The organism is Paenarthrobacter sp. OM7, from assembly GCF_029873575.1.
In the GTDB taxonomy this organism is placed as follows: domain Bacteria; phylum Actinomycetota; class Actinomycetes; order Actinomycetales; family Micrococcaceae; genus Arthrobacter.
Map to the genome: position 1 here is coordinate 3,971,990 of NZ_CP123579.1, position 16,610 is coordinate 3,988,599.

At 63.3% G+C, this 16,610-nt stretch carries 7 protein-coding genes; 6 read left to right on the forward strand and 1 reads right to left on the reverse strand.

The annotated features are described in order from the left end of the window. The first annotated feature begins 123 nt into the window (after positions 1-123). The 3 genes from QEH68_RS18305 (at position 124) to QEH68_RS18315 (ending at position 3,994) form a co-directional block, all read left to right on the forward strand. Positions 124-1,056 (forward strand): NAD-dependent epimerase/dehydratase family protein, encoded by a 933-nt coding sequence (locus QEH68_RS18305; protein WP_280623931.1) that lies wholly within the window; start codon positions 124-126, stop codon positions 1,054-1,056. Positions 1,057-1,156: 100 nt separating this feature from the next. Next, positions 1,157-1,540 carry a hypothetical protein gene (locus QEH68_RS18310; RefSeq protein ID WP_280623933.1) on the forward strand — a complete coding sequence of 128 codons (384 nt, stop codon included), beginning with the start codon at positions 1,157-1,159 and terminating at the stop codon, positions 1,538-1,540. 24 nt (positions 1,541-1,564) lie between these two features. Then, a complete protein-coding gene (locus QEH68_RS18315; RefSeq protein WP_280623935.1) occupies positions 1,565-3,994 on the forward strand; it encodes an HAD-IC family P-type ATPase in 2,430 nt (809 codons plus the stop codon). On the opposite strand, the gene QEH68_RS18320 is transcribed toward QEH68_RS18315, so the two are convergent. Beyond that, on the reverse strand, positions 3,976-4,386 hold the full coding sequence (locus QEH68_RS18320; protein ID WP_280623937.1) for a hypothetical protein: 411 nt from the start codon (positions 4,384-4,386) through the stop codon (positions 3,976-3,978). The genes QEH68_RS18315 and QEH68_RS18320 overlap by 19 nt on opposite strands. A gap of 133 nt (positions 4,387-4,519) precedes the next feature. On the opposite strand from QEH68_RS18320, the gene QEH68_RS18325 reads away from it, so the two are divergent. The 3 genes from QEH68_RS18325 (at position 4,520) to QEH68_RS18335 (ending at position 16,401) form a co-directional block, all read left to right on the forward strand. Continuing rightward, entirely contained in the window at positions 4,520-6,112 is a 1,593-nt protein-coding gene (locus QEH68_RS18325; RefSeq protein ID WP_280623939.1) for an alkaline phosphatase D family protein, read from the forward strand. Positions 6,113-6,504: 392 nt separating this feature from the next. Then, positions 6,505-7,887, forward strand: a complete 1,383-nt coding sequence (locus QEH68_RS18330) for a sigma-70 family RNA polymerase sigma factor (RefSeq protein WP_280623941.1) — start codon at positions 6,505-6,507, stop codon at positions 7,885-7,887. Positions 7,888-8,397: 510 nt separating this feature from the next. Continuing rightward, a complete protein-coding gene (locus QEH68_RS18335; protein WP_280623942.1) occupies positions 8,398-16,401 on the forward strand; it encodes a hypothetical protein in 8,004 nt (2,667 codons plus the stop codon). Positions 16,402-16,610 lie beyond the last annotated feature (209 nt).

The window sequence follows — 16,610 nt, forward strand, 5'->3', positions numbered from 1 at the left end:
GAGAGCGCTGTCAACAAATGAGAGCAGTGCTCTTGACATTCCGACGATGAGCGCTCATTCTGATTGAGAGAGCACTGCTCTCGCTTTTTGATCTTTGCGACATCAACCCCGGAAGAGGACCCCATGTACGTCGTCACAGGAGCAGGCCCCGTTGGCTACACCGTCGCGGAGCAACTGGCAGACCAAGGGCATCAGGTACGCGTTCTGACGCGCTCGGGCAGCGGTCCGGAGCATCCCCTTATTGAGCGGGTCCGGGCGGACGTCTCGGACCCTGCGCAGTTGAATCAAGCAGTGGAAGGTGCGAGCGCCGTCTTCCACTGCATCCACGGATCCGCCTACAGGGCAGCAGCGTGGGCCGCCGAACTCCCCCACGCCGAGCAAGTGGTGATGGACGCAGCGGCGGCCGCGGGCGCCGTCGTCGTCTTCCCCGAAAGTCTCTACTCGTACAGCGAGCCGGACCGGATCATGACGGAATCCAGCCCGCGGGAAGCTAACGGAGGCAAACGCGGCATTCGGACTGCGTTGCTGAAGGCGCGGCAGGCCCACGCAACCAACACGGTCAGCGTGGTGGCCGGCGACTTCTTCGGACCACGCGTGAAGACAGCTCATGCCGGCGAGCGCATGGTCACGCCGATTCTGGCGGGCAAGGCCGTGCAGTTCATCGGAGCTACGGACCAGTCCCACTCCTTCACGTACGTCCCGGACCTCGCAGCGGCCATGATTGCAGCTGCCCAGAAGCCCGAACTCTGGAACAGCGTGCTGCATGCCCCCACCGGCCCGGCTGTGACCCAACGGGAAATGGCAACCGCGCACGCTAACGCCGCTGGTGTTGGTGCACCCAAGGTGGGTGCCATACCGGGTTGGGTACTGCGAGTGGCGGGCATCTTCTCCACGGATATGCGCGAGCTGGCCGAACTCCTGTACCAGTTCGAGCGCCCGTTCGTGATGGACTCCTCGGAAAGCCAGCGACTTCTGGGCCTGGAACCGACTCCCCTGCCGGAAGCTGCAGCGGCAACAGTGGCGTGGTGGAAGGGCTCTGAGCGGCAGACCACGTAGTAACAGCCCAAGGAAGCGGCGGCGGGCTAGAGTCCGTCATCGTCATTCCAGTGCTCCTGCCAGCGCCAATCGATGGGTTCGCTGAGACGCTGGTAGCGGCATGTACTTGACCCTGCGGGTCACGGGCAACCTCATCTGGCCCATAATCGTGCACGCCCTCTACGACCCCACACTCTTCCTGTCCACGGGCGGTATTGACCAGGCGGCTGCGGGACCCCAGAGCCCGCTGGTGTTGCTGGCCGGCCCGGCCAATTTGGTCTACATACTGATCGCTGTCATCGCACTGATCGTTGTACGGGGACGGGCGCAGCGCGCGCCGCTCGCGGAGCCGGCGGCTTTAGAGCAGGCAAAAACGGAAGCGTTCGACGGCGGGTGCGTACCGCCGTCCCAGCACGACCAGGGCGGTAATCAACACCACCATCACGACGGCGACATACCCCGCCGCGGCTGGCATACTCAATCCCATCGCACCACCCATCCCTGAACCGACTCAACTACGGGGGCCTGAGTGCCAAACGAGAAGGACCAAGCCGGGGCTGCCGTCCAACAAGCACCTGCAGCGCAAGGGCTCAGCACTGCCGAGGTCGCCGAGCGGGTCGCCGCCGGACAAACCAACGCGTTCGTCCAGGACACCAGCCGCAGCGTGTGGAGCATTGTCCGCGCCAACGTGCTGACCCTGTTCAACGGCATCATCCTGGCCTGCTTCATTGTCCTGTTCGCGATCGGCCGCTGGCAGGATGCCCTGTTCGGGTTCAGTGCCATTGCCAACGCGGTGATCGGCAGCGTCCAGGAGTATCGGGCCAAACGTGCCCTGGACCGCCTCGCCCTCCTGAACGCCCCGCACGCCAGGGTGATGCGCAACGGCTCCGAGGCCGACATCGATCTGGACGACGTAGTGCTGGATGACACCCTGGTCCTCCGGGCCGGTGACCAAGTGCCCGCCGACGGGCTAGTGGCCGGATCACGGGGCCTCCAAGTGGACGAGTCCATGCTGACCGGGGAGTCGGACGCCGTGGAAAAGGCCGACGGTGATCGCGTCCTGTCCGGGTCCGTGGTGGTGGCCGGGGAAGGCACAGCGGTGGTGGACCGGGTGGGCGCGGATTCCTTTGCGAATTCCCTCGCGGCCGAAGCCAAGCGTTTCTCCCTGGTGGCCTCGGAACTTCGGTCCTCCATAGACCGCGTCCTGAAATGGGTCACGTGGTTCGTGGGTCCCGTGGCGTTGTTGGTTCTGAACGCCCAGATGATTGCCCAAGGCGGGTGGGCTGAGGCTTCGGCGAGTGGCGCTTGGCGTGACGCGGCGACGGCGACCATTGCCGCCGTCGTCGCCATGGTCCCATTGGGGCTGGTGCTGATGACCAGCATTACCTTCGCCGTAGGCGCGGTGAAGCTCGCCCGCCAACAGGTCCTGGTGCAGGAGCTACCCGCCGTCGAGGGCCTGGCGCGCGTAGACATCATCTGCCTCGACAAGACCGGGACGCTCACCCAAGGCGACATCATTTTCGACGCCGCGCATCCCCTGACCAAACGCCCCGGTTGGGAGGCCGTACTCTCCTGGTACGGGGTGCAGAACGATGCCAACGCCACGGCCCGCAGCCTTGCAGGGCACTTCACCACTCCGCCCCCGGACGCGCCAACAGACCGTGTGCCGTTCTCGTCAGCGCGCAAATGGAGCGCGGTGATTTTCGACGACGGCATGTGGATCCTGGGCGGCCCCGAAATGGTGTTCCCCGGGGACGATTCCACCAATCCGGAGCGGCTGCAGCTGGCCACTCAAGCCGCAGAGTTGGCCACCACCGGTCGCCGCACACTGGTCCTGGCCCACGGAACGCCCACCGATGACGAGACCGTACCATCGGACGCCGTCCCGGTTGCGCTCCTGACTTTCAAGGAGAACATCCGCCCTGATGCTGCGGAGACGCTCACCTACTTCGCGGCACAGGACGTGGATGTCCGCATCATTTCGGGTGACAACCCGCAGACAGTAGCCGCCATAGCCCGGGAGGTCGGGCTCGATGCGCCGCACGGCTTTGACGCCCGCGAGTTGCCGGATAATGACCAGGAATTCCTGGACGTCATCAACAACAACGTGGTTTTCGGCCGGGTGACCCCGGACCAGAAGAAGCGGATCGTGGTGGCATTGAAGGCGGCCGGCCGTACGGTGGCCATGACCGGAGACGGGGTGAACGATGCCTTGGCCATCAAGGAGGCCGACATCGGTGTCGCCATGAACTCCGGTGCGGCAGCTACCAAGGCGGTGGCCCGATTGGTGCTCCTCGACGGGAAATTCTCGCACCTGCCCAGCGTGGTGGCTGAAGGCCGGCAGGTCATCGCCAACATCGAGCGCGTCTCCATGCTGTTCTTGACGAAAACCGCCTACGCCACGTTCCTGGCCATCGCGTTCGGCATTCTCCTGCTGCCTTTCCCGTTCCTTCCCCGGCAGCTCTCAGTCACTGATGGTTTGACCATCGGCATTCCGGCGTTCTTCCTGGCCTTGCTGCCTAACGCCCAGCGTTATATTCCGGGTTTCCTCCGGCGATCCTTGACCTTCGCCGTGCCGGCGGGTGTCTCCGTGACCCTGGGCCTTGCCTCCTACGCCCGCCTCGCCGCCAATCTGCAGATTCCGGAAGCCGAAATAAGGACCGGGTCAACCCTCATCCTGACAATCATCGGCATCTGGATCCTTGTGGTGCTCTCACGCCCTGTCACACGCTTCAAGGGGCTGGTCATCGGCGCCATGATGATCGGGCTGGTCCTGGTCTATTCAGTTCCGATCGCCCGGGACTTCCTGCAATTCACCGACCCAACGCTTCCCACGGCACTCCTGATCCTGGGAACGTCCGTAGCCTGCATCGCGCTGATTGAGATCGTCCGCTTCGTTCATCGCCGCGTTGCCTACCGGGATGCCCAGGAGGCACTGCATCAGCGGGTCTCGAAGTAGCGGCGTCCGCGTCCGACCCACAGCGGCACCAGCACGGCGACCGTGGCAATGGACTGGGAGATGACTGCCGACCAGTCTCCATCCCCGGCAATGATGAGGTCCAGCACGGCAAAGACCAGCCCCAGCAGCATGACCGCCGTTGCCCCACGGCGTGCCGCGTTGCTTCCCCGCGCCACGCCGGAGGCAAGCCCAATGACAAGCATCCCGAACAAGATCATTCCGGCACCCAGCAAGGTGATGGGCAAGGCTATGCCGCCGGACTGGGCTTCCGGGGTGTACCGCAGGAAAATCGTCAGGATCCCGAGAAGGATCTGGGCAATGCCACCGATGTACATCAGCACCACCGAGAATGTCACCACACCCGGCCGCTGAGGGCGCTCCCCCTTGATCATGAACTGAGCATAGACGAGCCTCCCTGCGGGCAGACACCGCCCCGGGGTGGGGTGACACCTCTTGTCACACAATTAACCACGCATTCACGCCGTCCTTGGGTCCAGTCAACCCCGGTTTCCTAGGGTCGGTCTTATGGAAAAAATCTCCCGCAGGTCCCTCATCTCAGCCGGCCTGGGTGCCGGACTCGCCGCCGGTGTGTCAGCCGCCCTGCCGCAGGCCGCCGTCGCGGTTTCAACAGCGGACGACGCCGGTCTCCGCACCGATCCGTTCACGCTTGGCATCGCGTCGGGCGAACCGTGGCCCGACGGCTTTGTCATCTGGACCCGCCTGGCGGTGAACCCCGTGGCCGAGGACGGCCTGGGCAGCATGCCTTCCCGCTCCGTCGCCGTCGCCTGGGAAGTCGCGGAAGACCCGGCGATGCGCCGGGTAGTAGCCCGCGGCGTCGAACATGCCAGGATCGAAACCGCCCACTCGGTGCACGCAGAACTCAGGGGCCTCCGGCCGGGACGGGAGTACTTCTATCGTTTCCGCACGGGGCGGCACGTGAGCGAGGTTGGCCGCACTCTGACCAGTCCGGCGCCAGGCGAGACCCCCGCGGCGCTGGCCATGGCGTTCGCCAGCTGCGCCCAATACGAGCACGGCTATTTCACGGCGTACAAGCGGCTGGCCGAGGACCACCCGGACCTAGTGCTGCACCTTGGCGACTACCTCTACGAATACAAGAAGGGCAGCTACGTGATCGGCGGCGGCAACCCGCGCGATCATGAAGGACCCGAGACCAGCACCCTGGCGGGCTACCGCCAGCGGCATGCCCAGTACAAGTCCGACGCCGATCTGCAGGCAGCGCACGCGATCGCGCCGTGGCTGGTGGTGTGGGATGACCACGAAGTGGACAACAACTGGGCGGATGAGATCCCCGAGAACAACGACGCCAGCCAGCTCAACGACACCACGGAACATTTCCGGCAGCGCCGCTCGGCAGCGTTCCAGGCTTACTACGAGAACATGCCGCTGCGCCGGTCATCAGTCCCCGCCGGGTTCGACATGAAGATCTACCGCACTATCCAATGGGGCCAGCTGGCCAACTTCCACATGATGGACACGCGCCAGTACCGCGACGACCAGCTGGCGGGCGATGGCTGGCGGAAGAACGTGGTCGAACGCCTGGACGAGAACCGCACCATTACCGGCGCCGAACAGGAGAAGTGGCTGCTGGACGGCTTCAAGAACTCCACGCAGCGGTGGGACATTCTGGGCCAGCAGGTCTTCTTCGCCGAGCGGGACCGTGACAAGGCGCCGGAAATCGACGACGTCTCCATGGATGGCTGGGACGGTTACGCCGCTTCCCGCCGCCGCATCACCCAAGGCTGGGTGGACGCAAAGGTCCGCAACGCCGTCGTACTGACCGGCGACGTTCACCGCCACTGGGCCACCGACCTCAAGGTGGATTACAAGGACCCGGCGGCAGCTGTGGTGGGCTCGGAACTGGTGTGCTCGTCCATTAGTTCCACAGGTGACGGCAATGGCTCCACTACAGATCCCACCATGGCGTGGAACCCGCATCTGAAGTTCTACAACGACAACCGCGGCTATGTGAACACGCGCATTACCAAGGACGCCATGACCGCGGACTTCCGCGTGCTGGACTACGTCACCACGCCGGGCGCCCCGGCCAGTACCAAGAAGTCCTTCACCATCAACGACGGAGTGCCGGGACTCGCCTGAGTGTCCCTCAAAGAGGGTTTATGTGCCGAGGATCAGCTCCGCCGCTTTCTCCCCGATCATGATGGACCGGCCGTTCGGTTTTGGCAGCCAACTCTCGGTTAATAAGCGTACTTATGTTGTCCTATAGAATGCTCGTTGACGGCGTTCCTTCCCTGTCCTCACCACTCCCTTGGAGAGCTTCCATCTGGGCAAAGTCCAAGGTGGAACCCTGAGCAGTGCTGAAGCTCTCCATTCTGAGAGTTCGCCGGAAGGCCTGGAAACGGAATGCTTCCTTTTCCGGTTTACACGCTGCATGGGGAACGCATGGGGGGACACAACGAATTGAACTACCGGCACGGGGCAGGGACCTGCCCGCAAACAGCTACGTGCGGACGACCACATCGAGCGGCTCAGTGAGAGAGCCCGCGGCTCCGGCCCAGGAGGAGGTCGGTGAACCTTCGGATGAGGACCTCATTCGTAGCGTGGAGGGCAATGACGCAGCTGCCATTGAAAATCTGTACCGGCGGCATGTTCCCGCTGCGCGGGCCTTTGCCAAACGGCTGGTCGGCAACGATTTCGACAGTGACGACATCACTTCCGAAGCGTTTCTTAAAGCCGTCAGTGCGATCCAGCGCGGCAATGGTCCGACTGGACCGTTCCGCCCATACTTGCTCCGGGCGGTCAGGACCAGCGCAGCGGATCACTGGAACGCTCTTTCACGCCATGATCTGGTCGAAGACACGGCGGAAACTCCGGAAGAGGAAACCGGCTACGATCATGTGCTGAACGAGGCGGACAGGAAGCTGGCCAGTACAGCGTTCGCATCGCTGCCGCCCCGATGGCAAACGGTGCTGTGGCACGTCGACGTTGAGGGCGAGCCGCCCCGAAACGTCGGTCCGCTGCTGGGTCTTGAACCCAACGCCGTATCCGCGGTTGCAGCCCGGGCGCGCAAAGGCTTGCGACAGGCGTACCTGGAGGCGTATATCGCGTCGTCTCTGGATGAGAAGTGCAAGCCGTATCTTCCCCTGCTGGCCAAGTCCGTACTCGAAGGACTCTCACCCGCCGAAGACCTGCGCCTGCAAAATCATCTGACGGACTGCCCCGCCTGCTCCTCCGCCATTCTCTCGCTGGCGGATGCCCGGTCAACCATGCGACGGGCCGTCGCACCTTGGCTTCTCGGGATAGCGGCCGGCTCTCCCGTCCTGGAAATGGTCGGCCCGGAGACTGCCCAACCTCACAACGCGGAACAATCGAAAGATCCGGAAGCGGGCTTGAAGAGATGGGTTGTCGGCGTCTTGATCGCGTTCGTGGCGGCTCTTGCTGCAGCTGCTGTCGCATTGAGCATGGTGCCAGGACAACCAACGGCGCTCCCAGCCGGCGCCGAGGAAAAGCGGCCTGCTACGGCACCTGATCTTCCCCCGGCAGGGACCCCCAGCCAGGCCGCACCGTCGGAGCCGGCAGATGATCCCGACATCGCGCTTCCCCTGCTTCCTGTCCTTCCCGAGCTTCCGGAAACGGGACCGGAACCGGAGTCGTATTTACCTGTTGAGCCTTCCCGTCCGATCCTGGTCACGGTCCCGCCGAAAAGCCCCACAGGGGCAATCACCCCGACACCCCCAGCTATTGTGCCGTCAGCTCCCCCGACCGGTTCGTGGATAGTGTTTCCGCCCCCAACACCTGCAACCCCCAAACCATCGGCTCCATCAGGCCCGGCTTCCCCTCCAGCGAGCAGCCCTGCACCCACTCTGAGCCCCACTCCAACGGCTCCGGTTCCGGCTCCTTCCCGCGGACTCTAAAAAAGTTTCCGCTACGGGCGTCACGATTCCTGTCGAGGCCCGTATATACAACGGGGGGCTATGCCTCCCGACAGTCCATGCAATGCCATTCCCGTGAAACGGCATCAGCACAGCTGCGCCCAGTAGGCGCATCGAACCGTAGTGGGGAGGCAGTACAGGCAGAGAGTGACCGGTGCGCCAGCGGCGCACCAAACGTAGCAATGAACACGTTCGACCGCTGCCCCGCGGCCGAACAATGGGGGGTGGCACTACGTGCAGTCTGTACTGGCGAAGATGCGTCCCGAGGCTCTGGGAACGGACATCTCCGGTCCCACCGACACCTTGTAAGGGGTGCAGCAATTGACTGAAGGCCAAAACCGGCTCAGCGGCGGGATATTACATTCCGCCTTCAGTGCACATTTCAGGAAAAGACCGGGTAAGAGGGCTGCCACGGCAGCCTCGCTGCCGACCAAAAAGCAGCTCAAAGCCCCGTCCAGGCCGCTTCACGCGGCCCGGCAGGGACTGGGACTCGTGGCCAGCGGTGCTCTGATCGCTGGAATGTTCTCCACCGGCGGTGCGGTGGTAACCGCGGCACCGGCCCTGGCCGCTGATGCGCTCAGCTGCGCATCGGTTTATTCCATCCAAGGCACCGGCACACGCAACTTGTGGCAAGTGGACACCAACACCGGTGTCCAAACCAGCGTCGGCAGTTTCACCATCGCCGGTTCCACACAGAACCTCAACGGTCTCGGTATCGCAGGCGACGGCAGCGCCGCCATCGGCGTTTTGCCCAACAGCAACGACACCGGCCGCACCATTTACCGCCACGACCGGGCCTCGAATACGACCTCGGTCTTGGGAGCCGGTGAAGCCGGCACCCCTGTGACCCACGGAGCCATCAACCCCGACACCGGGTTCTACTACTACGGCGGGTTCAGCGGCAACAACGTCCGTATCTACGGATTCAACACCGCCACCAACACCTCCATCGGCTTGGTAGCAAGCGGCGACATCCCCAACGCCGGAGCCAACGGCGACTGGGCCTTCGACCGTCAGGGCCGCCTGTACGTTGTCGGCGGTGGAACCTCCCAAAGCATCCTGTCCGTCATCCAGCAGCAACTGCCCACCACCGCCGGTGCACCGATAGCGCTGACTGCCAGCGAAATGGTCTCGGTTGCTACCCCGCAGCCAGTCAACGGCATCGCATTCGGCGGCGACGGGCTGCTGTACCTCGGCAGCTCCGACACCCTCCGCCAGGTAGACCCGGTCACCGGCGCAATCACCAGCACGAAGCCCTTCTCCCAGTCAGGCTCGGTTGACCTCGCCTCCTGCGCGACACCGAACACCATCACCGTCCAAAAGGACTTCCCCAACGGGCGTATTGCTCCGGCGGACCAGGCCACGTTGACCCTCACCGGCGGCGGTCTTCCCGACGCCGGCATCCAGGCCACGACCGCAGGCACCGAGAACGGCGTGCAGAGCCAGCCCGGCGAAGTTGTCGGCCCGATCTTCGGCCGCGTTGGCACCACTTACAACATTTCCGAGACCGGCTCCGGCACAGCCGGCGGTTACGCGACGAACTGGGCGTGCATCAACGACAACAACGGCGCCCCCATCGCCAGCGGCACCGGAACCACCGGCAGTTTCACCATGCCGGCCGCCGGATCCGATGGTGTTGCAGTGCTCTGTACGTTCACCAACGCCGCTCGGATCACCGGCCTGACTTTGGACAAGAAGGCGGGTGCCCCCAGCGGCAACACGGCCGGTTCAACGGTGCCTTACACCTTCGATGTGACCAACACCGGCAATGTCCCGTTGGAAACCATCAGCGTAAGCGACCCTTTGGTCGGCGCCGTGACCTGCCCCGCAGGTCCTTTGCCCGTCGGCGCCACGGTTACCTGTACTGCACCGCCGTACACGCTCACTCAAGCTGATGTGAACTCCGGTGAAGTGATCAACAACGCCACAGCCACCGGCACGGTCGCGGGCCTACCCGACGCTACCGATGATGACTCCACCAGCACCATCATCGCCGCCGCACCGGCACTGACCCTGGAGAAGACCGCCGGCGCCCCCGTGGATGCCAACGGCTCGGGTCTGACCGATGCCGGCGATACGATCGCTTACACGTTCGTCGTGACGAACAGCGGAAACCTCCCGATCAACACCGTCGGCATCACCGATGACCTTCTTAGCGGCCAGGATCCCGGTATTGCCGTGATCTGTGAAGCGAACACTTTGGCCCCTGGTGAATCCACTAACTGCGCAGCTGAAAAGCCGTACACCATCACGGAAGCTGACGAAGCCGCTGGCAAGGTAGTGAACACCGCAACCGCGACCGGCACTGACCCGGACAACGGCGGGGTCACCTCCAACGAGGACAGCACCGAAACCCCGGTCACCGCACCGGCACCGGCACTGACCATCGAGAAGACCGCAGGCGCACCGGTCGATACCAATAACTCCGGTATCACCGACGCAGGCGACACCATCGCCTACACCTTCACCGTGACCAACAACGGCAACGTGCCGCTGCACGACGTGAAGGTCAACGACCCGAAGATCGGGGCAGTGACCTGCAAGGCCACCACCCTGGCCGTCGGAGAAACCATCGACTGCGCCGCCGAGGCACCCTACGTGGTGACCGAGGAAGACGAAGCCGCTGGCAAGGTAGTGAACACCGCAACCGCGACCGGCACTGACCCGGACAACGGCGGGGTCACCTCCAACGAGGACAGCACCGAAACCCCGGTCACCGCACCGGCACCGGCACTGACCATCGAGAAGACCGCAGGCGCACCGGTCGATACCAATAACTCCGGTATCACCGACGCAGGCGACACCATCGCCTACACCTTCACCGTGACCAACAACGGCAACGTGCCGCTGCACGACGTGAAGGTCAACGACCCGAAGATCGGGGCAGTGACCTGCAAGGCCACCACCCTGGCCGTCGGAGAAACCATCGACTGCGCCGCCGAGGCACCCTACGTGGTGACCGAGGAAGACGAAGCCGCTGGCAAGGTAGTGAACACCGCAACCGCGACCGGCACTGACCCGGACAACGGCGGGGTCACCTCCAACGAGGACAGCACCGAAACCCCGGTCACCGCACCGGCACCGGCACTGACCATCGAAAAGACCGCAGGCGCACCGGTCGATACCAATAACTCCGGTATCACCGACGCAGGCGACACCATCGCCTACACCTTCACCGTGACCAACAACGGCAACGTGCCGCTGCACGACGTGAAGGTCAACGACCCGAAGATCGGGGCAGTGACCTGCAAGGCCACCACCCTGGCCGTCGGAGAAACCATCGACTGCGCCGCCGACGCACCCTACGTGGTGACCGAGGAAGACGAAGCCGCTGGCAAGGTAGTGAACACCGCAACCGCGACCGGCACTGACCCGGACAACGGCGGGGTCACCTCCAACGAGGACAGCACCGAAACCCCGGTCACCGCACCGGCACCGGCACTGACCATCGAAAAGACCGCAGGCGCACCGGTCGATACCAATAACTCCGGTATCACCGACGCAGGCGACACCATCGCCTACACCTTCACCGTGACCAACAACGGCAACGTGCCGCTGCACGACGTGAAGGTCAACGACCCGAAGATCGGGGCAGTGACCTGCAAGGCCACCACCCTGGCCGTCGGAGAAACCATCGACTGCGCCGCCGACGCACCCTACGTGGTGACCGAGGAAGACGAAGCCGCTGGCAAGGTAGTGAACACCGCAACCGCGACCGGCACTGACCCGGACAACGGCGGGGTCACCTCCAACGAGGACAGCACCGAAACCCCGGTCACCGCACCGGCACCGGCACTGACCATCGAGAAGACCGCAGGCGCACCGGTCGATACCAATAACTCCGGTATCACCGACGCAGGCGACACCATCGCCTACACCTTCACCGTGACCAACAACGGCAACGTGCCGCTGCACGACGTGAAGGTCAACGACCCGAAGATCGGGGCAGTGACCTGCAAGGCCACCACCCTGGCCGTCGGAGAAACCATCGACTGCGCCGCCGAGGCACCGTATGTGATCACTCAGGGTGAAGTTGATGGCGGGAACGTTCGTAACGTTGCTACCGCAACGGGTACCGATCCTGACAATGACCCGAAGACCTCGGAAGAGGATTCAACGACTACGGAGATCGTCCGTACCGCTGAGCTGGGCATTGACAAGATCGCCGGTGCTCCGGTGGACGTCAACGGTTCGGGTATCACCGACGCCGGCGACACGATCGCCTACACGTTCGTGGTGACCAACAACGGCAACGTGACCATTTCCGATGTGAAGGTCAATGACCCCAAGGTTGGAACGGTTGTTTGCCCGGAGACGGTATTGGCTCCTGGCCAGTCTGTTACTTGCTCAACTGAGGCACCGTATGTGGTGACCGAGGAAGACGAAGCCGCTGGCAAGGGAGTGAACACCGCAACCGCGACCGGCACTGACCCGGACAACGGCGGGGTCACCTCCAACGAGGACAGCACCGAAACCCCGGTCACCGCACCGGCACCGGCACTGACCATCGAAAAGACCGCAGGCGCACCGGTCGATACCAATAACTCCGGTATCACCGACGCAGGCGACACCATCGCCTACACCTTCACCGTGACCAACAACGGCAACGTGCCGCTGCACGACGTGAAGGTCAACGACCCGAAGATCGGGGCAGTGACCTGCAAGGCCACCACCCTGGCCGTCGGAGAAACCATCGACTGCGCCGCCGAGGCACCCTACGTGGTGACCGAGGAAGACGAAGCCGCTGGCAAGGTAGTGAACACCGCAACCGCGACCGGCACTGACCCGGACAACGGCGGGGTCACCTCCAACGAGGACAGCACCGAAACCCCGGTCACCGCACCGGCACCGGCACTGACCATCGAGAAGACCGCAGGCGCACCGGTCGATACCAATAACTCCGGTATCACCGACGCAGGCGACACCATCGCCTACACCTTCACCGTGACCAACAACGGCAACGTGCCGCTGCACGACGTGAAGGTCAACGACCCGAAGATCGGGGCAGTGACCTGCAAGGCCACCACCCTGGCCGTCGGAGAAACCATCGACTGCGCCGCCGACGCACCCTACGTGGTGACCGAGGAAGACGAAGCCGCTGGCAAGGTAGTGAACACCGCAACCGCGACCGGCACTGACCCGGACAACGGCGGGGTCACCTCCAACGAGGACAGCACCGAAACCCCGGTCACCGCACCGGCACCGGCACTGACCATCGAAAAGACCGCAGGCGCACCGGTCGATACCAATAACTCCGGTATCACCGACGCAGGCGACACCATCGCCTACACCTTCACCGTGACCAACAACGGCAACGTGCCGCTGCACGACGTGAAGGTCAACGACCCGAAGATCGGGGCAGTGACCTGCAAGGCCACCACCCTGGCCGTCGGAGAAACCATCGACTGCGCCGCCGACGCACCCTACGTGGTGACCGAGGAAGACGAAGCCGCTGGCAAGGTAGTGAACACCGCAACCGCGACCGGCACTGACCCGGACAACGGCGGGGTCACCTCCAACGAGGACAGCACCGAAACCCCGGTCACCGCACCGGCACCGGCACTGACCATCGAAAAGACCGCAGGCGCACCGGTCGATACCAATAACTCCGGTATCACCGACGCAGGCGACACCATCGCCTACACCTTCACCGTGACCAACAACGGCAACGTGCCGCTGCACGACGTGAAGGTCAACGACCCGAAGATCGGGGCAGTGACCTGCAAGGCCACCACCCTGGCCGTCGGAGAAACCATCGACTGCGCCGCCGACGCACCGTATGTGATCACTCAGGGTGAAGTTGATGGCGGGAACGTTCGTAACGTTGCTACCGCAACGGGTACCGATCCTGACAATGACCCGAAGACCTCGGAAGAGGATTCAACGACTACGGAGATCGTCCGTACCGCTGAGCTGGGCATTGACAAGATCGCCGGTGCTCCGGTGGACGTCAACGGTTCGGGTATCACCGACGCCGGCGACACGATCGCCTACACGTTCGTGGTGACCAACAACGGCAACGTGACCATTTCCGATGTGAAGGTCAATGACCCCAAGGTTGGAACGGTTGTTTGCCCGGAGACGGTATTGGCTCCTGGCCAGTCTGTTACTTGCTCAACTGAGGCACCGTATGTGGTGACCGAGGAAGACGAAGCCGCTGGCAAGGGAGTGAACACCGCAACCGCGACCGGCACTGACCCGGACAACGGCGGGGTCACCTCCAACGAGGACAGCACCGAAACCCCGGTCACCGCACCGGCACCGGCACTGACCATCGAGAAGACCGCAGGCGCACCGGTCGATACCAATAACTCCGGTATCACCGACGCAGGCGACACCATCGCCTACACCTTCACCGTGACCAACAACGGCAACGTGCCGCTGCACGACGTGAAGGTCAACGACCCGAAGATCGGGGCAGTGACCTGCAAGGCCACCACCCTGGCCGTCGGAGAAACCATCGACTGCGCCGCCGAGGCACCCTACGTGGTGACCGAGGAAGACGAAGCCGCTGGCAAGGTAGTGAACACCGCAACCGCGACCGGCACTGACCCGGACAACGGCGGGGTCACCTCCAACGAGGACAGCACCGAAACCCCGGTCACCGCACCGGCACCGGCACTGACCATCGAGAAGACCGCAGGCGCACCGGTCGATACCAATAACTCCGGTATCACCGACGCAGGCGACACCATCGCCTACACCTTCACCGTGACCAACAACGGCAACGTGCCGCTGCACGACGTGAAGGTCAACGACCCGAAGATCGGGGCAGTGACCTGCAAGGCCACCACCCTGGCCGTCGGAGAAACCATCGACTGCGCCGCCGACGCACCCTACGTGGTGACCGAAGCGGATGAGTTGCATGGTTCGGTGGATAACTCGGCCACGTCTTCTGCGGTTGACCCTGATGGTGATCCGGTTACTTCGGTGCCGGACACTACTACCACGGAGGTCATCGTTCCGGTTCCGTCGTTGGTAATTGAGAAGACCGCAGGCGCACCGGTCGATACCAATAACTCCGGTATCACCGACGCCGGCGACACCATCGCCTACACCTTCACCGTGACCAACAACGGCAACGTGCCTGTGAAGTCTGTTGCTGTGGTTGACCCGTTGGTGGGGACCGTTGCATGCGATGTGACGGAGTTGGCGCCGGGGGCCAAGGCCACTTGCGCTGCGGCAGCGGTGTACACGATTACGGCTGAGGACGAGAAGGCTCAGGTTGTCCGGAACACCGCGCACGCTACGGGTGTGGATCCGGATGCCGGCGAGGTTGACTCTGATCCTGATTCAACCAACACTCCGGTCACAGAGCAGTCTCCTGCTCTGACGCTGGAGAAGACCGCAGGTGCTCCGAAGGACGCCAACGGCAACGGAGTCACCGATGCCGGGGACACCATCGCCTACACGTTCAAGATCACAAATGATGGCAACGTGCCGGTCCGCGACATCAAGATCAATGATCCGCTCGTCGGCGTCGTGAACTGCGATGGCACCGAGCTTGCTGCCGGGGAATCGATGAACTGCTCTGCATCGGAGCCGTACGTCCTGACCCAGGCTGACGTTGATACCGGCAAGGTCCTCAATGTTGCTACCGCAACAGGGACCGACCCGGATAACGAGTCCACGACGTCCAACGAGGACTCTACGACAACGGACATCGCCCGTGCTGGAAGCCTGAAGATCGAGAAATCAGCTCATCTGTGGGATGCCAACGACAACAAATTGGCTGATGCGAACGAAACCATCAAGTATTCGTTCACCGTGACGAACACCGGCAACGTGACCATTTCCGATGTGAAGGTCAACGACCCGAAGATCGGAGCGGTCATCTGCCCGGAGACGGTTTTGGCTCCTGGCCAGTCCGTTACCTGCGAAGCCGAAGAGCTGTACACGGTGACGCAGGCTGAGGTTGACGCCGGAAGCGTCGATAACGTGGCAACAGCTTCGGGCACCCCGCCCGTCGGCCTGGACCTTGTCAGTTCTGATCCGGGCAGCGTTTCGGTTCCAACCAAGGTCATCCAGTCCCTGAAGCTGGTCAAGGACAATGTCCTTGCCGACAAGGACGGCGACAACGCAGCCGATGCAGGCGAAGCCATCGAGTACACGTTCACGGCAACCAACACCGGTACCGTAACTATCGATGGCCTTCAGATCGATGACCCCATGCTCAGCGAAGCAGGTGTCAACGTCGAATGCTCCACCGCGACGCTGGCACCGGGCGAATCAGTAACCTGCACAGCCACCTACACGGTCAAGGCCTCGGACATCGAGTCGGGTGCTCCCATCCGTAACGTGGCAAGCGCCAAGGCCAACGGTCCCGAAGGGGCAGTGTTCTCCCCGAAGGACGACACCGAAACCCAGGTCGACAAGGAGGATGAAACTCCGCTGGCAATCACCGGTGGCGTGTCACTCTTGGCCGCGGGCATCGGCGGAGCCCTGCTGCTCGCAGGTCTCACCCTGGCGCTGATCACCCGTCGGCGTAGGGCATAGCCTAAGCAGCAAGTAGAGCCAGGATGCATTGCCCGGGAGGGACTCCCCCAGACCGGGCAATGCATCCTCCGGCCAGAACGGCGGCGCCCTTCCGCTGAACTGGCCAAGGAAGCGGCGTCCAGCAAGTCCCATAAGGACGTGCAGGGCGCCGCTTTCCTATGCCACACAAGAAATGCTCTTGCGCGTCTGAGCAACAACAACCAAACCAT

Excerpts from the sequence above, each read along its gene's own strand:
- QEH68_RS18305 (WP_280623931.1), top strand. The coding sequence starts at position 124 with ATGTACGTCGTCACAGGAGCAGGCCCCGTTGGCTACACCGTCGCGGAG.
- QEH68_RS18310 (WP_280623933.1), top strand. The coding sequence starts at position 1,157 with ATGTACTTGACCCTGCGGGTCACGGGCAACCTCATCTGGCCCATAATC.
- QEH68_RS18320 (WP_280623937.1), bottom strand. The coding sequence starts at position 4,386 with ATGATCAAGGGGGAGCGCCCTCAGCGGCCGGGTGTGGTGACATTCTCG.
- QEH68_RS18325 (WP_280623939.1), top strand. The coding sequence starts at position 4,520 with ATGGAAAAAATCTCCCGCAGGTCCCTCATCTCAGCCGGCCTGGGTGCC.